Source organism: Novosphingobium aquiterrae, assembly GCF_042434435.1.
In the GTDB taxonomy this organism is placed as follows: Bacteria; Pseudomonadota; Alphaproteobacteria; order Sphingomonadales; family Sphingomonadaceae; genus Novosphingobium; species Novosphingobium aquiterrae.
This window is the reverse complement of sequence record NZ_JBHLTL010000001.1, coordinates 1,081,826-1,100,304: the sequence shown is the minus strand read 5'-3', so window position 1 is coordinate 1,100,304 and position 18,479 is coordinate 1,081,826. Positions and strand designations below refer to the sequence as shown.

Annotated in this window: 18 protein-coding genes and 1 tRNA gene; 14 read left to right on the top strand and 5 right to left on the bottom strand. The window is 66.1% G+C overall.

What is annotated here, in order from left to right:
* Positions 1-57: 57 nt before the first annotated feature.
* From ACFFF7_RS05265 to ACFFF7_RS05245, 5 genes are read left to right on the top strand one after another with little or no spacing between them, the layout of a single operon-like run.
* Positions 58-696 (top strand): pyridoxamine 5'-phosphate oxidase family protein, encoded by a 639-nt coding sequence (locus ACFFF7_RS05265; protein ID WP_379480305.1) that lies wholly within the window; start codon positions 58-60, stop codon positions 694-696.
* Complete coding sequence (locus ACFFF7_RS05260; protein ID WP_379480304.1) at positions 696-1,163, top strand: nuclear transport factor 2 family protein; 468 nt, start codon at positions 696-698, stop codon at positions 1,161-1,163. The genes ACFFF7_RS05265 and ACFFF7_RS05260 overlap by 1 nt, the downstream gene beginning before the upstream one ends.
* A gap of 41 nt (positions 1,164-1,204) precedes the next feature.
* Complete coding sequence (locus ACFFF7_RS05255) at positions 1,205-1,651, top strand: hotdog fold thioesterase (protein ID WP_379480303.1); 447 nt, start codon at positions 1,205-1,207, stop codon at positions 1,649-1,651.
* Positions 1,648-2,370 carry an SDR family NAD(P)-dependent oxidoreductase gene (locus ACFFF7_RS05250; RefSeq protein ID WP_379480302.1) on the top strand — a complete coding sequence of 241 codons (723 nt, stop codon included), beginning with the start codon at positions 1,648-1,650 and terminating at the stop codon, positions 2,368-2,370. The genes ACFFF7_RS05255 and ACFFF7_RS05250 overlap by 4 nt, the downstream gene beginning before the upstream one ends.
* On the top strand, positions 2,370-2,972 hold the full coding sequence (locus tag ACFFF7_RS05245; protein ID WP_379480301.1) for a 2-hydroxychromene-2-carboxylate isomerase: 603 nt from the start codon (positions 2,370-2,372) through the stop codon (positions 2,970-2,972). Before ACFFF7_RS05250 ends, ACFFF7_RS05245 begins: the two co-directional genes overlap by 1 nt.
* Here ACFFF7_RS05245 and ACFFF7_RS05240 read toward each other — a convergent pair whose 3' ends face one another.
* The gene (locus ACFFF7_RS05240) at positions 2,973-4,142 is read right to left on the bottom strand and encodes an acyl-CoA dehydrogenase family protein (protein ID WP_379480300.1); all 1,170 of its coding nucleotides are present in this window, start codon (positions 4,140-4,142) and stop codon (positions 2,973-2,975) included. It abuts the gene before it with no gap.
* Positions 4,143-4,233: 91 nt separating this feature from the next.
* Here ACFFF7_RS05240 and ACFFF7_RS05235 point away from each other — a divergent pair, with 91 nt between their 5' ends.
* From ACFFF7_RS05235 to ACFFF7_RS05210, 6 genes are all read left to right on the top strand, one after another.
* Entirely contained in the window at positions 4,234-5,022 is a 789-nt protein-coding gene (locus ACFFF7_RS05235; protein WP_379480299.1) for an SDR family NAD(P)-dependent oxidoreductase, read from the top strand.
* Positions 5,019-5,804 carry an enoyl-CoA hydratase gene (locus ACFFF7_RS05230; protein ID WP_379480298.1) on the top strand — a complete coding sequence of 262 codons (786 nt, stop codon included), beginning with the start codon at positions 5,019-5,021 and terminating at the stop codon, positions 5,802-5,804. Before ACFFF7_RS05235 ends, ACFFF7_RS05230 begins: the two co-directional genes overlap by 4 nt.
* Before the next feature lie 50 nt (positions 5,805-5,854).
* A tRNA-Gly gene (locus tag ACFFF7_RS05225) sits at positions 5,855-5,928 on the top strand.
* Between the two features lie 128 nt (positions 5,929-6,056).
* On the top strand, positions 6,057-7,382 hold the full coding sequence (locus ACFFF7_RS05220; protein WP_379480297.1) for an MFS transporter: 1,326 nt from the start codon (positions 6,057-6,059) through the stop codon (positions 7,380-7,382).
* 5 nt (positions 7,383-7,387) lie between these two features.
* Entirely contained in the window at positions 7,388-8,551 is a 1,164-nt protein-coding gene (locus tag ACFFF7_RS05215) for a glycoside hydrolase family 68 protein (protein ID WP_379480296.1), read from the top strand.
* Between the two features lie 14 nt (positions 8,552-8,565).
* Positions 8,566-9,870 carry a glycoside hydrolase family 32 protein gene (locus tag ACFFF7_RS05210; RefSeq protein WP_379480295.1) on the top strand — a complete coding sequence of 435 codons (1,305 nt, stop codon included), beginning with the start codon at positions 8,566-8,568 and terminating at the stop codon, positions 9,868-9,870.
* 12 nt (positions 9,871-9,882) lie between these two features.
* Here the strand turns inward: ACFFF7_RS05210 and ACFFF7_RS05205 are convergent, their stop codons facing one another.
* The gene (locus ACFFF7_RS05205; RefSeq protein ID WP_379480294.1) at positions 9,883-10,905 is read right to left on the bottom strand and encodes a LacI family DNA-binding transcriptional regulator; all 1,023 of its coding nucleotides are present in this window, start codon (positions 10,903-10,905) and stop codon (positions 9,883-9,885) included.
* A gap of 247 nt (positions 10,906-11,152) precedes the next feature.
* On the opposite strand from ACFFF7_RS05205, the gene ACFFF7_RS05200 reads away from it, so the two are divergent.
* From ACFFF7_RS05200 to ACFFF7_RS05190, 3 genes are all read left to right on the top strand, one after another.
* Complete coding sequence (locus tag ACFFF7_RS05200) at positions 11,153-13,696, top strand: TonB-dependent receptor (protein WP_379480293.1); 2,544 nt, start codon at positions 11,153-11,155, stop codon at positions 13,694-13,696.
* 111 nt (positions 13,697-13,807) lie between these two features.
* Positions 13,808-15,190 carry a putative 2OG-Fe(II) oxygenase gene (locus tag ACFFF7_RS05195; protein WP_379480292.1) on the top strand — a complete coding sequence of 461 codons (1,383 nt, stop codon included), beginning with the start codon at positions 13,808-13,810 and terminating at the stop codon, positions 15,188-15,190.
* Between the two features lie 9 nt (positions 15,191-15,199).
* Positions 15,200-16,702, top strand: a complete 1,503-nt coding sequence (locus ACFFF7_RS05190) for a tryptophan halogenase family protein (protein WP_379480291.1) — start codon at positions 15,200-15,202, stop codon at positions 16,700-16,702.
* Here ACFFF7_RS05190 and ACFFF7_RS05185 read toward each other — a convergent pair.
* From ACFFF7_RS05185 to ACFFF7_RS05175, 3 genes are all read right to left on the bottom strand, one after another.
* Positions 16,699-17,592, bottom strand: coding sequence for an ROK family protein (locus tag ACFFF7_RS05185; RefSeq protein WP_379480290.1), 894 nt, complete (start codon positions 17,590-17,592; stop codon positions 16,699-16,701). The genes ACFFF7_RS05190 and ACFFF7_RS05185 overlap by 4 nt on opposite strands.
* A gap of 98 nt (positions 17,593-17,690) precedes the next feature.
* On the bottom strand, positions 17,691-18,005 hold the full coding sequence (locus tag ACFFF7_RS05180) for a hypothetical protein (protein ID WP_379480289.1): 315 nt from the start codon (positions 18,003-18,005) through the stop codon (positions 17,691-17,693).
* An 80-nt stretch (positions 18,006-18,085) separates the two neighbouring features.
* A complete protein-coding gene (locus ACFFF7_RS05175) occupies positions 18,086-18,475 on the bottom strand; it encodes a hypothetical protein (protein ID WP_379480288.1) in 390 nt (129 codons plus the stop codon).
* Positions 18,476-18,479: the final 4 nt, after the last annotated feature.

Genomic DNA, 18,479 nt, shown 5'->3' with positions numbered 1-18,479 from the left:
TACGCCCCCGGCACCCGCAGCCTGCATTCCGGCAAAGGCAAATTGAGGAGCCGCAACATGGCCCGCAACTATGTCCACACCCTGTTCAGCGATGCCGCCCGCGCGCTGCAGGCAGCCGATGGTAGCCGCGATGCCTATGCCCGCATGGAAGCGGGTGCGGACGGCAGACCCGACCTGCTTGGTGACAGCGAGGCAGGGTTCATCGCGCTGCGCGACAGCTTCTACCTGGCCAGCGTGACGCCCGAAGGCTGGCCCTATGTCCAGCATCGCGGCGGCCCCGCAGGCTTTCTGAAGCTGCTTGATGGCAACCGGCTGGGCTTTGCCGATTATCGCGGCAACCGCCAGCATGTCTCGACCAGCAACCTGATCGCCGATCCCCGCGTGTCGCTGTTCCTGATGGACTATCCGAACCGGCGGCGGCTCAAGATCCTGGGCCACGCCGGGATCGTTACCGCCGCCGAGGAACCCGCCACGGTCGCCGGCCTGATGCCCGAAGGCTACCGTGCCATCGCCGAGCGGGCCTATGTGATCGACGTGGTCGGGTTCGACTGGAACTGCCCGCAGCACATCACCCCGCGTTACAACGAGCAGGAAGTCCGCGCCGCGCTTCAGCCGACGCTCGACGAAGTGATTGCCCTGCGCGCCGAAAACGAGCGGCTTCGTGTCGCCTTGGCCAATTCTCAAAAGGAAACCTGATGACCCAGCGACCCCCATTGCCGCCCTTCACCGCCGAAACCGCCGCACTCAAGGTCCGCGCTGCCGAAGACGCCTGGAATGGCCGCGACCCTGCCAGGGTTGCCCTGGCCTATACCGAGGATAGCCGTTGGCGGAACCGGGACCGGTTTCTGACCGGCCGCGCCGAAATCGAGGCGTTCCTGGCCGACAAATGGATGAAAGAGCGCGACTACCGCCTGATCAAGGAGCTGTGGGCCTTTACCGGCAACCGCATCGCGGTGCGCTTTGCCTATGAGTGGCACGACGATGCCGGGCAGTGGTGGCGCAGCTATGGCAACGAGAACTGGGCATTCTCGGACACCGGACACATGGCGGAGCGCCACGCCAGCATCAACGACCTGCTGATCGGTGAAGAAGAACGCATGTTCCACTGGCCGCAGGGTCCGCGACCGGACGATCATCCGGGGCTCAGCGAACTCGGCCTATAAGCGGTTTACACGCCGTGCCGCCTGCGCCAGTCTGCGTTGCAATGAGCAACGCAATGATCTGGTGGGGAGGACAGCGTCCCCCACTTTCGCCGATGACCGCGCTGGGCGAGAATGCCCTGCCGGGTCACCTGGGTATCGAATTTGTCGATTGCGGCGATGACTGGATCCGCGGCCGGATGCCGGTCGACCAGCGCACTCAGCAGCCGTTCCAGCGTCTGCACGGCGGTGCCTCGGTGGCATTGGCCGAAACGATCGCCTCGGTCGCGGCCAGCTACTGCGTCGATCGCGAAAAATATGCCGCGGTGGGCATGGAGATCAATGCCAACCACATCCGCCCGGCCTATGCGGGCTGGGTCTATGCCACCGCACGGCCCGAATCGCTTGGGCGGACCACCCAGGTCTGGACCATCCGGATCGAGGACGAGGCGGGCAAGCTGGTGTGCCTGTCGCGCATGACTGCGGCCGTCATCACGCTGGACCGCAAGTGAGCGCGCCGCATCAGTCGGTGGCGGTAATTGGTGCTGGCGATTTCATCGGCGCGGCCATCGTCCGGAAATTCGCCGACGAGGGCTTTGCGGTGCATGCCGGACGCCGGAATGGCGAGAAGCTGGTGCCGCTGCTTGGCGGGGCAGTGACCGGCCGCAGCCTGGATGCCCGGCAGAGCGAAGATGTTGCGGCCTTTCTGGACGAGGCTGAGGCTATCGCGCCCCTGGCACTGGTGGTGTTCAATGTCGGCGCAAATGTGCAATTCCCGATTGCCGAAACAACCGACCGGGTGTTCCGCAAGGTCTGGGAGATGGCCTGCTTCGCCGGGTTCGCCGCAGTGCGTGAGGCGGCGCGGATCATGGCGCCGCGCGGGCGAGGCAAGATCTTCGTCACCGGCGCTACTGCCGGGCTGCGCGGCAACCCCGGCTATGCCGCTTTCGCCGCGGCCAAGGCCGGCTTGCGCCTGATGGCAGAAAGCGCCGCACGCGAATTGTGGCCGCAAGGACTCCACGTCGCCCATCTGGTGATCGATGCGGGGGTCGATACCGAATGGGTCCGTGCGCGCGTGAGTGAGCGGATCGGTGCGGACGCCCTGGCCGCCCAGCCCGATCTGCTGATGCCGCCCGAGGCCGTGGCCCAGGCCTATTGGTCGCTCTACACTCAGCCGAAAAGTGCCTGGACCTTCGAACAGGTGATCCGGCCCTATGGGGAGACATGGTGATGCCGCGCGAAATCGAATTCCTGTTTGACTTCGGCGGGCCCAATTCGTGGTTCGTCCACCGCGCGATCCCGGCGATCGAGGCGCAGGGCAAGGTGACGTTCCGCTATGTCCCGGTGCTGCTGGGCGGGCTCTTTAAGGCCACCGGCAACAAACCACCGATGATGGTCTATGGTCATGTTCCAGCTAAGGTGAACTACGACCGGCTCGAAATGGACCGCTTCATGGCGCGCCACGGGATCACCGGCTTTGCATTCAACCCGCACTTCCCGGTCAATACACTGCTGGCCATGCGCGGCGCGATTGCGGCCGAGCGAATGGGCTGCGGCCCGGCCTACCGCGAGGCCATGTACACCGCGTTGTGGCAGGACGGACGCAAGCTTGACGATCCCGAGGTCTGGTCGGCCGTGCTGGGCGAGGCCGGGCTTGATCAGGCGGCGCTGGGAGCGGCGGTGCAGGACGACGCGGTCAAGGCCGAGCTTGCCACCAGCACCGAGCGCGCGGTGGCACGCGGCGCTTTCGGTGTGCCGACCTTCTTCCTTGGAGACGAGATGTGGTTCGGCAAGGATCGCCTGCGCGACGTGATCGAGGCCGCGGGCGGCTGATCAACCGCCCTGTGCGGCCTTCCAGTCGCGGTTGATCTTTTTCGCCAGGCTCCACTTGTGGACTTCGGTCGGCCCGTCATAGATGCGGAAGGCGCGGACTTCGCGGAACACCTGTTCGACGATCGTGTGATCGGTTACGCCCATCCCGCCCATCACCTGCACGCAGCGATCGGCGATCCGCATCAGCGCTTCGGAAACCGCGACCTTGGTCATCGAGCTTTCCGCCGTCCCCAGCGATCCGGTATCGAGCACGCCCGCGCACCACTGGATCATCAGTTCGGCCTGCTTCAGGTCGATCAGGTTTTCGGCCAGCATGAAGCCGACGCCTTCGTGGTCGATCAGTGCCTTGCCGAAGGCCATGCGCCGGTTGGCATAGTCGGCCGCGATCTCGTGTGCGCGTTCGCAGCAGCCGTGCCAGCGCATGCAATGCGACAGGCGGGCAGGGGACAGACGGATCTGGGCGTACTTGAAGCCTTCGCCGGCCACGCCCAGCATCTGGTCCGCGGGGACGCGCAGATTGTCGATCAGCACGGTGGCGTGGCCGCCGGGCATCGAGCTGTCGATGGTATTCGGCACGTGTTCGATCCGGATCGCCGGATCGGGCAGATCGACCAGGAACATGCAGGCGCCTTCATCGGCCTTGGCCATGACGATCCCGACCGTTGCCCCGTCGGCACCGGTGATGAAGCTCTTGCGTCCGCTGATCACCCAATGGTTGCCATCAAGCCGGCAGGTGGTCTGCATCATCGACGGGTCCGAACCGGCCCCGCCCTCCAGCGCCGGCTCGGTCATGAAAAATGCGCTGCGTGCGCGCCCCTCGACCAGCGGCTTCAGGAAACGTGCCTTGAGGTCCGCATTGCCGACCTTGCCCAGCAGGTACATGTTGCCTTCGTCGGGGGCCATGGTGTTGCAGGCCAGCGGGCCAAGCGGCGACAGGCCCGACTTTTGCAGCACGTATGCGGTTTCCAGCTGGTTCAGGTGGCCGCCGTCCGGCAGCACATGGGGGGTCAGGACACCGGCAGCGCGGGCCTTGTCCCGCATTTCATAGACCAGTTCGTCCAGCGGGGCGCCGTGGTGGTCGCGGCGGGGATCGCTTTCGTACGGAATGACGACGTCGCGGACGAAGCGTTCCACCCGCTCTCCGATTTCGCGTGCGCGCGCGCTGGTCATATTGCAATTTCCCTTGCCTGGCATGGAACCTGCGCGTTTAATCGCGCGATTGAATTACCCCCAAAGCAGACCCGGCAGAGGAAATCCAGCAATGTCCGACTATCCCCTTCCCAATAATTCGACCGACCTGACCGGCCGCGTCGCCCTGGTCACCGGCGCCTCCTCAGGCCTGGGCGCGCGCTTTGCCGAGGTGTTGGCCAGCCAGGGTGCAGCAGTGGTGCTGGCGGCGCGGCGGCTCGACCGGCTCGAGGCGCTGGCGGACAGGATCAAGGCGGCTGGCGGCAAGGCCCTGGCGGTGCAGATGGACGCGACCGATGCCGATAGCGTGGTCGCTGCCGTGGCGGCCGGAGAAGCCGCGTTCGGGACGGTCGACATCCTGGTCAACAATGCCGGAATGCCCGATGCCCAGCGCGCCCACAAGATGAGTACCGAACTTATCGACCAGGTACTGGGGGTCAACCTGCGCGGGCCGTGGATCCTCGCCTGCGAAGTGGCGCGGCGGCTGATCGCGGCGGAAAAGCCCGGGCGGATCGTCAACATCAGTTCGGTCGCGCATTTCCGCTACGACGGCGGCGGTGCGGCGCTCTATGCCGTGACCAAGACCGCGATCGCCCGGATGACCGAGGCGCTGGCGGTTGAGTGGGCGCACTACAACATCAACGTCAACGCCATCGCGCCGGGGATGTTCGTGTCCGAAATGACCGACGGCATGTTCGCGCGGATGGGCGGCGATCCTGCCCCGCATCTGCCGCGCAAGCGCGTGCCGGTGCCCGAACAGATGGATTCGACCCTGCTCTATCTCGTCGCCCCGTCCAGCGAATGCGTCACCGGCGCGACGATCCGCATCGACGATGGCCAGAGCGCAAGGACCCGGATGTGAGCGCCGATCTGGTCCTTGTCGAACGCGACGGCGCGGTGGCCGTGGTCACGCTCAACCGGCCCGAGGCGATGAATGCACTTTCGCGCGACCTTCGGTCCCAGCTGGCCGGGGCAATGCGCGCGGTTGATGCCGACGATTCCATCCGCGCCGTGGTGCTGACCGGGGCCGGTACCCGCGCCTTCACCGCTGGGCTCGATCTCAAGGAGCTAGGGGTCGACGGACTGGGCGCGGCCAATGCGGAGAATGCCGAGGCCAACCCGGTCAAGGCGATCGAGCAGTGCCGCAAGCCGGTGATCGGCGCGATCAACGGCGTGGCGATCACCGGCGGGTTCGAAGTGGCACTGGCCTGCGACATACTTGTTGCATCCGACAATGCCCGCTTTGCCGATACCCATGCCAGGGTCGGGGTCATGCCCGGCTGGGGGCTGTCGCAGAAGCTCAGCCGGATGATCGGGATCAGCCGGGCCAAGGAGCTGTCGCTGACCGGCAATTTCCTCGATGCGCAGACCGCCTGCGCCTGGGGCCTGGTCAACCGCGTGGTCGCACCGGATGCCTTGCTGGCCGCCGCCAAGGCGCTTGCTGCCGATATTGCCAGCGCCGATCCCGGCATGATCCAGGCCTACAAGGCGCTGATCGACCAGGGCTATGCCCTGCCCTTCGGCGCGGCGATGGACCATGAACAGCAGGTCTCATCCGCGCGCAACGCCGCGGTCAGCGGCGAATCGGTCGAAGCCCGCCGCCGTGCGGTGATGGAGCGCGGGCGCACCCAGCAAGGCGGCTGACTCCGGTTGACCGCCCCCCGACCCTGTGGCAATGCGCCGCCCGCACCCGGGCGGGTGTAGCTCAATGGTAGAGCAGCAGCTTCCCAAGCTGAATACGAGGGTTCGATTCCCTTCACCCGCTCCATTCCCCGCATCGCCGAACGCCTTCGTCGCTGACCGTCGTCAATCGATTGCAATCGATTGTTGCCCTGCGTCCGGAGTTGTGCGATAGCCCGGGCAGAGGCGGCGCAACAGCCGCACTGGGAGAGTGCAATGGAAACCCGCAGACCGCGCCTTTCGCTGGTGCGCATCCTGGAAATGAACCTGGGTTTCCTGGGGTTGCAGTTCAGTTTCGGACTCCAGCAGGCCAACATGGGGCCGATCTGGGGTTACCTTGGGGCCAAGGAGGCGGACTTTTCATGGCTGGGGATTGCCGGACCACTGACCGGGCTGCTGGTTCAGCCGATCATCGGGGTGATGAGCGACCGCACCGGCGGGCGCTGGGGGCGGCGCACGCCCTATTTCCTGGTCGGGGCGCTGATGTGTTCGCTCGGCCTGTTCCTGATGCCGCTGTCGAACGCGGTGCTGATGGCGTTCTCGCTGATGTTCCTGCTCGACGTCGGTAACAACGTGACCATGGAGCCCTACCGCGCTTACGTGAACGACCGGCTCGATCCCGAGCAGCGCACCTGGGGTTTCCTCAGCCAGAGCGCCTTTACCGGGCTGGCCCAGACGCTGGCCTATTTGGCGCCGTCGATCCTGGTCGGGCTGGGGATCAGCCAGACCGCCGACGTGCGCGGGACCATTCCGCAATTCGTGGTGATCTCGTTCTGGATCGGGGCGTTCCTCTCGCTCACCACGATCGCCTGGTCGGTGTTGCGCGTGCCCGAACTGCCCTTGTCGGATGAGGAACGCGCCCGCATCGCCGCGCTGCCCAAGGGCGTCGGCGCGACCTTTGCCGAGATTTTCGGGGCAATGAAGGACATGCCGCGGCAGATGCGCACGATGGCCTGGATGAGCCTGTTCCAGTGGTACGCGATGTGCGGGCTGTGGGGCTATGCCACCAATTCGGTCGCGCGATCGGCGTTCCACACCGCCGATAACCAGAGCCTCGAGTTCCAGCACGCCCAGCTGCTTTATGGCAAGGTTGGTGCGCTCTACAACTTCATCGCTTTCCTCACCGCCTTTGCGATGCCCTTCCTGGCCAAGCGCTATGGCGCGGCGCGGCTCCACGGTGCCTGCCTGGTGGCCATGGCGCTGGCCTTCTTCGCCCTGCCGCAGATCGGCGACAAGGGCCTGATCTTCCTCCCCGCCATCGGCTTTGGCCTGGGCTGGGCCAGCATCATGGGCAATCCCTATATCGTCCTCGCCAATGCCATCCCGGCGGAACGCACCGGGGTCTACATGGGGCTGTTCAACGTGATGATCTGCGCGCCGATGCTGATCTATGCCGCGACCATGCGGCTGTTCTACGAACCGTTGCTGGGCGGCGACCCGCGCAATGTGCTGATGCTCAGCGGGGTGCTGATGCTGTGCGCCGCGGTGGCGATCTGGCGGGTGCGTGAAAACCCGGTGCCGCAGGCCCAGGCGGCGGTCTGACGACAATGGCGGAGCAAGACAGCCGAATGGCCGACATGACCCAGGCAACCAAGGATGGATCGCACCCGGGCATTGCGACCGGCAGCGCGTGGCGGCCCAGCGCGGCGATCACTGGCGCGGAAATTGCGCTGATCGGCGCCGATGCGGTGCGCCCGGCGATTCCCGGTCTCGACCTGTGGGACAGCTGGCCGCTGGCGCACGAGGACGGCCGGACCGCATCGATCGAGGGCCGGCAATACTGGTTCTTCCTCAGCGCGCCATGCTTTCCCGATCCGGGCGCGCGGCACGATGCGGCGCGGATCCGGCTGGCCTCGCTCGGGCCGGACGGCTGGCGCGATCATGGCAATGCCCTGCCTGACGGCTTCAACCCCGGCTCGCGCGAGTGGGCCGGTTCGGCCGTGCTCCATGACGACGGGGTGGGCGTCACCCTGTTCTTCACCGCCGCGGGTCGGCGCGATCTGCCGCAATCGTTCGAACAGCGCCTGTTCGCGGCCTCCGGCCGGCTTGGCCAGGACGGTCCGGGCGGCTGGGCGCAACCGGTCGAGCTCGTCCGCCCCGATGGCCGGCGCTATCTGCTCGCCGCCGAGGCCGCGGGCCTGCCGGGCATGATAAAGGCGTTTCGCGATCCTGCCTGGTTCCGCGATCCGGCGACGGGGTCATGCCACATATTGTTCACCGCCAGCGCCGGCTGGGACGACGATCCCTACAACGGCGTGGTCGGCCTGGCGACGCGCGGCGCCGACGGGGTCTGGCACCTGGCCGATCCGTTGATCGAAGCGGTGGGCGTCAACAACGAGCTTGAACGGCCGCACATCATTGTGCGCGACGGGCACTATTATCTGTTCTGGTCGACCCAGCGCCGCACCTTTGCCCCCGGCGAGGTCAGCGGCCCGAATGGGCTTTACGCGATGGTCGCCGACCGGCTCGACGGCCCCTACCGCCCGGTCAACGGCACCGGCCTGGTCGCCGGCAATCCCGCTACCGAACCCACCCAGGGCTACAGCTGGTGGGTCACCGGCGAGGGCGAAGTGTGGAGCTTCATCGACCATTGGGGGATGCAGGGCCGCAGCTTCGAGCAGGATCCCGCGCTGCTGCGCAGCCAGTTCGGCGGCACCCCCGCCCCCACGTTCCGTCTGGCCTTTGCCGGCGACCACGTCACGATCGCCTGATCACAGGATTACCCTTGCGTCCGCACTACCACTACGCCGCCGCCGCCAACTGGCTGAGCGATCCCAACGGCCTGGTCTTCGCCCATGGCGAATGGCACCTGTTCTATCAGTACAACCCGCAGGGCGAGGAATGGGGCCACATGTCGTGGGGCCACGCGGTCAGCCGCGATCTGGCCCTGTGGCAGGAATTGCCGGTGGCGATTCCCGAAACCGCCGACCATGCGATCTTTTCCGGCGCGGCGGTGATCGACGCGAAGGGCGCGGCGGGTTTCGGCCGGGGCGCGCTGATCGCGCTTTACACCGCGGCGAGCAACCACAGTCCTGCCCACCAGAGCCAGGCCCTGGCCTGGAGCAGCGACAAGGGCCGGACCTGGCAGCAATACGCGCAAAATCCGGTGCTCGACCGCGGACTGGCGGACTTTCGCGATCCCAATGTGTTCTGGCACGAACCCAGCCGCCGCTGGATCATGGTGGTGGTGCTTTCGGCCGAAAACCGTGCGCTGATCTATGGCTCGGTCGATCTCAAGCACTGGGACGAGCTCTCGGTGATCGAAGGGACCGGGGCGCCGGGGCGGATCTGGGAATGTCCGCTGCTGATCGAGCTGCCGGTCGAAGGCAGCGCGGAAACCCGCTGGCTGTTCAAGGTCGACGTGCTTCACGACGGACCCGGTTCGGGCGCGATCTACCAGACCGGACGGTTCGACGGCGTGCGCTTCGTACCAGATGAACCGACTTGGCACGTCGCCGACCACGGCCGCGATTTCTATGCCGCGGTTGCCTGGCACGAGCCGCGCGATGCGGCGGGGCGGCCGGTGTGGATCGGCTGGATGGGCAACCATGCCTATCAGGGCAAGTTGCCCACGCAGGGCTGGCGCGGCGCGATGAGCCTGCCGCGCCGCCTGTCACTGGTTCGTGCCGGGACAGGCTATGCCCTGTGCCAGCAGCCCGAACCGGCGGCAGTCGCGGCGGTGCCGGTGGCAACGCTCGACGGCGCTACGATCGAACAAGCCGTGCGGCTGGAGCTGCCCGGTGCGATCGGCTTCAGGCTGGTCATCGGCGATCCCGCGGGGCACCAGCTGGTGCTCGAGCGGCGCGGCAACCGGCTGGTTGCGGCGCGGCGCGATCCGGTATCGCCGATCCTCGATGCCGAATGCCTGGTGGACGGCGATGGCAGCGCGGCGTTCGATCTGTGGCTCGATGGTGGAAGCCTGGAATTGCTGTCGCAGGACGGGCGCACGGCACTGACCCTGCAGCACCGCTTGCAGGGTGAAACACTGACCGTGCAGTTCGAGCAGTCGGCCGAAGCACCGCTGGAATAATCCGCCGCCGGGTCAGGCGGTATCGCGGCGGATCAGGACCGGGTCCATCTCGATCGATGCGGCGTCCTGGCCGGCGATCCGGGCGAACAGCAGGTCGACCATGTGGCGTGCCCCGGTGCCGATCGACTGGCTGATCGTGGTCAGGCGCGGGATGGTCTGCTCGGCCAGCGGCAGATCGTCGAACCCGGTAACCGACACGGTCTGCGGCACGGCCACGCCTTTGTCGGCCAGTGCGCGCACCGCGTGCATCGCGATCAGGTCCGACCCGGCGACGATCCCGTCTACCTCGGTGCCGATCCGTTCGATATGCGCGGCGATCTCTTCCGCCATGATGTCCGATGCCAGATGGGTGTCGAGCTTGAGGGGCACGGGCAGGCCAGCCGCCGCCGCCGCATCGCACAGCCCGTCATAGCGGATCGACAGTTCCGGCGCGACGGTTTCGCCGAGGAAGGCCAGCCGGGTGCGGCCCGCGGCGATCAGGCATTCGCCGGCCAGGCGGCCGCCTTTGCGGTTGTCGACACCGACGGTGCAATGGGTCTGCCCGGCCTGGTGGCTGCCCCAGACGACCATCGGGCGATACCACTGCGCGACGCGCTCGATCGCTTCGAACTGGTTCGACTGGCCGATCAGCAGCACCCCGTCGAGCATGCCGGAAGAGACGATCCGTTCCAGCCAGTCGTCGGCATCGGGGATCACGCGGCTGAGCATGATGTCATAGCCGTTCTCGGTCAGGATATCGGCCAGGTGGCCCAGGATCGCCATGAAGAACGGATCGGACAGATGCTGGCGGCGTTCATGGCCCAACGGAACTACAACGCCGATAACCCGCGTTTCCTGGACTCGCAGCCGCCGCGCCATCTGATTGGGGCGGAAACCGTGCTCGCGCGCCATGGCCTGGATCCGTTCACGCGTTTCCTTGTTGACCAGCGAACTTCCCGCCAGCGCCCGCGACACCGTCCCGGTCGATACCCCGGCCAGGCGAGCCAGCTCGGCAATGTTGCGGATGCGTCCGGGTACGGGTGTGGGGTCATTCATCTCGGGATCGGGCCTCGGACGCGGAGCGGTGGACTGCAGATGTGTGGCACGGGGCGGTGTGTCAACTGCCGTGCCGGCGGTGGTGTAGCGATGGCACCGGGCAGGACCGCGCGGTGTGGTTGTTTAGGCACAGGACAAACTAATTTGCAATCGATTGACAAAAACCATTGCAATCGATTGTTGCATGTGCAAATCGCATAACTCGACATGATGCGGGCCAGCGCCCGACGTGAACGAGGGAGAGGTTATGAAGAAATCGATTCTGCGCGTCTGCGCATCCGCATTCGCCGTTGCTGCCGCCAGCGCATTCGCCGTGCCGGCCCTGGCGCAGGACGCCCCCGTCGCTGATGAGGCCGACACCGGCGATCTCAACCAGATCGTCGTCACGGCTTCGGGCAAGGACAAGACCCAGCTCAACACCTCGATCTCGGTGACCAGCGTCGCGGCCGAAACGATCGAAAACTTCAAGCCCAGCTCGGAAGCCGAAATCTTCCGCATGATCCCGGGCATCCAGGTCGCCGGCACCGCCGGTCCGGCCGGTAACTCGAACATCGCAGTGCGCGGCCTTCCCGTCGCCACCGGCGGTTCGCCATTCGTCCAGATTCAGGAAGATGGCCTGCCGACCGTGCTGTTCGGCGACATCCAGTTCGGCAACAACGACTACTGGACCCACTTCGATGCCAGCGTCGCCAACGTCGAAGGCGTGCGCGGCGGCTCGGCCTCGACCTATGCGTCGCAGGCGCCGGGCGCGGTGATCAACTACATCAGCCACTACGGCAAGAAGGATGGCGGTTACATCCAGCTTAACAAGGGCATCAACTACGACGAGAACAAGGTCGACCTGCGCTATGGCGGCCACATCACCGACAGCCTCTATTTCCACGTCGGGGGATACTTCAAGGTCGGTCGCGGCCCGCTCCACTCGGGCTACAACGTTTCGGACAGCTATCAGATCAAGGCCAACATCACCAAGGAGTTCGATGACGGCAAGGGCTACTTCCGGATGCTGTTCAAGCGGGCCGACACGCAGGAGCCGAACTACACCGGCGGCGTCGCCACCGCGACGCTGAGCGGCGGCAAGGTTTCCAATATCCGCCCTCTCGCCAACTACGATGGACGCCGGCAGTCGAACATCTCGATCTTCAACCGCGACATGACGGTGGTCGGCTACGATGGCACGGTATCGAAGCAGCCGCTCGACGGGATCACCACCAAGGCGACCTCGATCCAGAACCAGTTCCACTATGAATTCGACGATGCCATCACCGTCGACAACAACGCCCGCTGGACCGACATGAGCGGCGCCTTTGCCAACGCCTTCCTCAACGTCGCCAAGGCTTCGGGTGTGATCGGATCGACCGTCAACGGCGGCACCGTTGCCGAAATCCGCTATGCCAACGGACCCAAGGCGGGGCAGCTCTACACGGGCGCCTATGTCAACAACAACGCCAACTTCCAGACCAACATCCGCGACATCGGCAGCTTTGCCAACGATCTGGCGCTGTCGGGCAAGTTCGACATGGCGGGCGGCAAGCTGACCGCGCGCGCCGGCCTGTTCTACATGAACCAGAAGATCGCGATGGACTGGCACGTCAACCCGGCGCTGGGCGAGATCAGCGGCAACAACCCGGCACGGCTCGATCTCTACACCGCCGCCGGGGCCAAGCTGACCGTCGACGGCATCTCGGGCTACAACAACAACTGGGGCGATTGCTGCGCTCGCAGCTATGACTACAGCTATTCCGATACCGCGCCGTATGCCGCGCTTGACCTCGATACCGACCATTTCGGGATCGACGCCAGCGTCCGCTTTGACAACGTCAAGGCTTCGGGCACCGGGATCAACAACACGCTGATGTCCGACACCAACGGCGATGGCATCTATGACACCACAGCCTCGGGTCCGGTCTTCAACACCCCGGTGACCACCACCAACGCCGTGACCGGCGGGACCGTCGTGGTCAACATCCCGACCATCGGGCTTGGCGGCACCCAGGAAGTGTTCGACTATTCGCGCCACTACACGTCGTGGTCGATCGGCGGGCTGTACAAGGTCAGCCCCAACACCAGCCTGTTCGTTCGCGCCTCGCGTGGCGGGCGCTTCAACGGCGATCGCCAGACCTTCAGCCAGAAGTTCAAGACCGACGGCTCGCTGGCGCCCGCCGGGGTTTCGCCCTCGGTCGACTTCGTCAACCAGTACGAAGCCGGGATCAAGACCCGCGGCGATCTGGCCGGCGGCCGCTTCTCGGCGGAACTGACGCTGCTCAAGGGCAACTTCAAGCAGTCGACCTTCGAACTGTCGGCAACCAAGTGCGGCGGCGCTGCCGGCGGGTGCATCATCGACGCCAAGTACAAGTCCTACGGCGCCGAATTCTATGGCACCTACCAGAACGGCGGGCTTTCGCTGGTCGCCAACGCGACGTTCTCGAAGGCGACGCGTGCCGCTTCGGGTTCGAACACTTACAGCCGTTCGCCCAACATCCCCGATTTCATCTACACCGTGTCGGCCAATTACGACTTCGGTGACCTGGCTTCCTTCGGGGTCAACGCCAGCGGCCAGACCAACACGCTGGGCGATGACGGCTATGTCTATCCGGGCAGCACCACCTTTGGGGCAGTCTTGCGGGTCCGTCCGATCGAGAACCTCGAACTGGGCGTCCAGGCCTACAACCTGTTCAACAAGTACGACCTGCGCGGGGCCGGCAACGTTGCCGACGCCGCAGCCGGGGTGATCGGCAGCGGGGTGACGATCGGTCGCACCTTCACCGCTTCGGTCCGCTACAGCTTCTGATCCAGAACCGGAGCAGTCCGGGTCGCGATGGGGGAGGCAGCCTTGGGGGGGCTGTCTCCCCTTCGCGTGTCGGGCTTGCCAGCTCGGCCGGACAGCCGCAGGAAAGGGACCATGGAAACAGCGGCAACAGATCTTGCCCGGCTGCGCCAGCAAGGCTTCGCGCTGCGCGACGCGCAGCAGTATGGCGAGGCGCGGGAGGTCTTTGACCGCGCCGTCCGGGCGTTCCCCGAGGACGTTGTATTGGCTTTCGGCTGGGCCCAGACCTGCTATGAACTGGGCTACCCCGCAGCAGAGCTGTTTGCCCGCGCCGCCGCGCTGGCCGGGGACCATCCTGATATCCTGCGCAACCAGGCGCTGGCGCTGATTTCGGAAGGCCGCAGCGAAGAGGCACGCGCGCTGCTCGAAGCGCGGCTCGCGCGTCATCCCGATTGGCTCGATGGACACAAGGCGCTGGCGACCCTGCGCTGGACCGCGGGCGAGCGCGACCATTTCTGCGATCACCTGGCCGCGGCCTGCCGCGCCCAGCCGGCGAATGATGCGCTGTGGCTGGCCTGGTTCCGCAACCTTGCCCAGGCGCGATTGTGGCCGGCAGCGCTGGCCGTACTGGACGAGGCCGAGCGGCATCTTGGGCGCACCCCCGCACTGGAGGTGTCGCGCCTGTTCGTCGCGGTGGAAAGCGGCGATCCGGCGGCCGCGGCGCTGATCGAGGCAACGGCGCACTACCGCGGCGATGTCTCCAGCCTGTGCCGCATCCGCCATGCCCTGCGCAGCGGCGATCCGCGCCGGGCCGAAGCAGAGGCGCTACCGCTGACTGCCGGTCCCTCGGCTACGCTGTACTGGCCCTACCTGTCGCTGTGCTGGCGCCTGCTGGACGACGACCGCGCGCAGTGGCTCGACCGTCCCGACCGTTTCATCCGCCCGCTCGAAACCGGCTGCAGCAGCGCCGAACTGGAGTCGCTGGCGGATGTTCTGCGCGGGCTGCATACCGCCGCTGCGCCCTACCTGGAGCAATCGGTCCGCGGCGGAACGCAGACCGACCGCTCGGTCCTGCTGCGCCACGAACCGCAATTGCAGGCGATCAAGGCGCGGCTGCTTGCGCTGGTCCGCGACTATGTCGACGGCCTGCCCCCGCCCGAGCCCGATCATCCCCTGCTAAGCGCGCCGCGCGGCCAGCTGCTGATCGAGGGCAGCTGGTCGGTTCGGCTTCTGCCGCAGGGGCACAACGTGGCGCACACTCACGCGATGGGCTGGCTCTCGACCGCGTTCTACGTCAGCCTGCCCGGCGCGGACGCGATGGGGCAGCCGCCCGCCGGACACATCGCCTTCGGCGCGCCGCCGCCGGAACTGGGTCTGGCGCTGGAACCCTATGCCATGATCGCCCCGGCGCCGGGGCGGCTGGCGGTGTTCCCTTCGACCATGTGGCACAGCACCGTTCCCTTCGCGCAGGGCGAACGGCTGGTCATCGCTTTCGACATCCGCCGACCGGCGCATTAGGGGACCAAGATGCACAGCGACAAAGCGATCAGATCGGTTGTTATCGTCGGCGGCGGCACCGCCGGTTGGATGACCGCGGCGGCCCTGGCCAATGCCATCCGCACCGGTTGCACCATTACCCTGATCGAAAGCGACGAGATCGGCACGGTCGGGGTGGGTGAGGCGACGATCCCGCCGATCCGCACCTTCAACGAAACCTTGGGCATCGCCGAAAACGACTTCGTCCGCGCTACCCAGGGCTCGTTCAAGCTGGGGATCGAGTTCGTCGACTGGGGCAAGCGGGACCACCGCTATTTTCACCCCTTCGGCAGCTTTGGCCGCAACTTCGACATGGTCCCGCTGCACCAGTACTGGCTGGCCGCGCGGGAACGCGGTGATGCGCCCCAACTCCAGGACCTGTGCATGGCCTGGGCAGCGGCCAGCCGGGGCAGGTTCGCCCCGCCGCTGGCCGATCCGCGCAGCGTGCTGTCGACCTATGATTATGCCTATCACTTCGATGCCGGGCTCTATGCGCGGTTCCTGCGCAGCTATGCCGAGGCGCGCAATGTCACGCGGATCGAAGGCAAGATCGCCGATGTCGCGCTCGACGGCGCGAATGGCCGGGTCAGCCATGTCGTACTTGAGGACGGGCAGCAGATCGCCGGCGATCTGTTTGTCGATTGTTCAGGCTTTCGCGGGCTGCTGATCGAAGGCGCGCTGCAGACCGGCTATCAGGACTGGCGCCACTGGCTGCCCTGCGACAGGGCCATGGCGGTGCCCTGTGCGCGGTCCGAGTCCTTCACCCCCTATACCCGCAGCACTGCACGCCAGGCCGGGTGGCAGTGGCGCATCCCGCTGCAGCACCGCACCGGCAACGGCCACGTCTATTGCAGCCAGTTCATTTCGGATGACGAAGCCGCTGCCGTGCTGATGGCCAATCTTGACGGCGAGGCGCTGGGCAGTCCGCGCAAATTGGGTTTCGTCACCGGGCGGCGCAACCTGTTCTGGAACAGGAACGTGGTCGCGATCGGGCTGTCAGGCGGGTTCATGGAGCCGCTTGAATCGACCTCGATCCACCTGATCCAGGCCGGCATCGCCAAGCTGATCGCGTTGTTCCCCGACCGCGATTTCGATCCGCTGGTGATCGACGAATATAACCGCCTGGGCATTGCCGAGTTCGAGCGGATCCGCGACTTCATCATCCTGCATTACAAGCTGACCAGCCGCGAGGACAGCGAGCTGTGGCGCTATTGCGCGGCGATGGATGTGCCCGATACCGTGACCTGGAAAATCGAGCATTTCCGCCGCAATGGCCGACTGGTCCAGCGCGAGGCCGATCTGTTCGGGCCGCCCAGCTGGCTGGCGGTGCACGTCGGCCAGGGCAATGTGCCGCAGGGGACCGATCCGCTGCTGCCGCTGCGCGGGGCCGATCACGCCGACTATCTGCGCAAGCTGGAGGCGGCTTTGGCCCAGGCCGCCACTGCCATGCCCAGCCATCAGGACTACATCGCCGCAAACTGCGCTGCGGCTTAGCCCAGCGCCTTGCGCCCCAGCGCGATCGCCCCGGTAATCCCGGCCTCGTCGCCCAGCCCGGGTCCGACGATGTAGCGTTCAAGGCCCGGATCGAGCTGCGGTGCCTTGATATAGCCGCCCAGCAGCGCCTCGGTCTTGCGGCGCAAGGCCGGGATCAGTCCCGGCGTCTTCATCACCCCGCCGCCGAAGATCAGCCGGTCGGGCATGTGGAGCAGCACCAGGCTGACCGCCAGCTGTGCGACATAGCCCGCGACCAGATCCACTTCGTCCGCCGGGCTGGCCATCTCGGACAGGCTTTGGCCCCACCGTGCCTTGATCGCCGGACCGGCCGCCAGCCCTTCAAGGCAATCGCCGTGGAACGGGCAGAACCCCTGATAGGGATCGGCGGCGCGGTCGTGCGGCACCGGAATATGCCCGCTTTCGAAGTGCGAGAAGCCCATCAGCGATTGGCCATCACGCAGCACCCCGCTGCCGATCCCGGTGCCGACCGTGGTATAGGCCAGCGTCCGGCAGCCTTGCCCGGCGCCCTTTTCCCATTCGCCCAGCGCCGCGCCGTTGACGTCGGTATCGACCACGATCGGCGCGCCGAAGCGGGTCAGCACATCGTGGAACCGCGCGCCCGACCAGCCGGGCTTGGGGGTGGTAGTGAACGTGCCATAGGCGGGCGAGGCGGGGTCGACGTCGATCGGGCCAAAGCTGGCGACGCCGAAGCTGGCGATCGGTCCATGCGCGGCGCTGGCCTGTTCGAAAAAGGCGGTCACTTCGGGAAAGCATTCCGCCGGGGTCCGCGTGGCGATGCGGGTTTCCGCCAGAACGGTTCCGTCACCGCGGGCCAGCGCCAGGACAAACTTGGTGCCGCCCGCCTCGATCGCTCCGATAAGCCTGTCCATCACCGCCCTCCCATCTGCGCGTGTCGTAAGCAATCACACGCCGGCGGCCAGCCTGCAATCAATTGCATACGATTTCTGCTGACGGAGGTTCGGCAATCCTATTCCGCGCCGCGGGGGAAGTCGTCTTCCATGCCTTGTTCGCCCAGGCCGTCGTCGACATCGTCGTCATTACGTTCGCCGCGGAACGCGCTCATGTCGATCCGGCCGCTCGAGACCATCTGGTTCATGTGATCGACCAGATCGGGCAGCGACGGGTCATCTTCGTCGCTATTGCTTTCGGCCTTCTCGGTATCGCCGGCATCGTAATCGCTGCTCCGGCCCAGCGCCTCATCCGCCAGGGTCTGGGCCTGATCGGCGGCATCGTCCTGCGAAGCGTTGCGGGCTTCGGGGGTCAGGTCTTCGGGTTCGTCCATGGCGGCTCTCCAAGCAAAGGGGATTTTGCTGGCTTAACCCGGCGCAAAGCTGCCGGTTCCCCTGAGCGCCGTGAGGCGATCTAGTCTGACAAGAAACCGAAGGCTTTGGCCAGCATAAGGCCGAGTGCAAACAGCAGGAAGGCATAGACTGCCAGCCACAGCAATGGCCGGGGCGGGCGGGCAAGGTCGGGCCGGCCCACCGGATAGGACAGCACGATGCGGGTCCCGACAGGCGGCTGCTCGCTGCCGCCATAGACCTGATCGATCACCTCATGCTCGGCGCCTTCGGCGGCGAAGCGATAGATCGGCGCGTAGGAACGGACATTGTTGTGGTACTGGCTGCGGTGGCCGACCACTTCGGCGGTCACGCTGCGGCCGATGCCCTGAAGCCGCGGCCAGTCGGAGCGGGCGACAAGCAACAGACAGACCGCCAAAAAGGTGATTGCCACCCAGACAATGGCGGTTTCCATCGTG

Excerpts from the sequence above, each read along its gene's own strand:
- ACFFF7_RS05180 (WP_379480289.1), bottom strand. The coding sequence starts at position 18,005 with ATGGACGAACCCGAAGACCTGACCCCCGAAGCCCGCAACGCTTCGCAG.
- ACFFF7_RS05200 (WP_379480293.1), top strand. The coding sequence starts at position 11,153 with ATGAAGAAATCGATTCTGCGCGTCTGCGCATCCGCATTCGCCGTTGCT.
- ACFFF7_RS05205 (WP_379480294.1), bottom strand. The coding sequence starts at position 10,905 with ATGAATGACCCCACACCCGTACCCGGACGCATCCGCAACATTGCCGAG.
- ACFFF7_RS05215 (WP_379480296.1), top strand. The coding sequence starts at position 7,388 with ATGGCGGAGCAAGACAGCCGAATGGCCGACATGACCCAGGCAACCAAG.
- ACFFF7_RS05235 (WP_379480299.1), top strand. The coding sequence starts at position 4,234 with ATGTCCGACTATCCCCTTCCCAATAATTCGACCGACCTGACCGGCCGC.
- ACFFF7_RS05260 (WP_379480304.1), top strand. The coding sequence starts at position 696 with ATGACCCAGCGACCCCCATTGCCGCCCTTCACCGCCGAAACCGCCGCA.
- ACFFF7_RS05185 (WP_379480290.1), bottom strand. The coding sequence starts at position 17,592 with ATGGACAGGCTTATCGGAGCGATCGAGGCGGGCGGCACCAAGTTTGTC.
- ACFFF7_RS05190 (WP_379480291.1), top strand. The coding sequence starts at position 15,200 with ATGCACAGCGACAAAGCGATCAGATCGGTTGTTATCGTCGGCGGCGGC.
- ACFFF7_RS05245 (WP_379480301.1), top strand. The coding sequence starts at position 2,370 with ATGCCGCGCGAAATCGAATTCCTGTTTGACTTCGGCGGGCCCAATTCG.
- ACFFF7_RS05220 (WP_379480297.1), top strand. The coding sequence starts at position 6,057 with ATGGAAACCCGCAGACCGCGCCTTTCGCTGGTGCGCATCCTGGAAATG.
- ACFFF7_RS05255 (WP_379480303.1), top strand. The coding sequence starts at position 1,205 with ATGAGCAACGCAATGATCTGGTGGGGAGGACAGCGTCCCCCACTTTCG.
- ACFFF7_RS05265 (WP_379480305.1), top strand. The coding sequence starts at position 58 with ATGGCCCGCAACTATGTCCACACCCTGTTCAGCGATGCCGCCCGCGCG.
- ACFFF7_RS05175 (WP_379480288.1), bottom strand. The coding sequence starts at position 18,475 with ATGGAAACCGCCATTGTCTGGGTGGCAATCACCTTTTTGGCGGTCTGT.
- ACFFF7_RS05195 (WP_379480292.1), top strand. The coding sequence starts at position 13,808 with ATGGAAACAGCGGCAACAGATCTTGCCCGGCTGCGCCAGCAAGGCTTC.
- ACFFF7_RS05240 (WP_379480300.1), bottom strand. The coding sequence starts at position 4,142 with ATGACCAGCGCGCGCGCACGCGAAATCGGAGAGCGGGTGGAACGCTTC.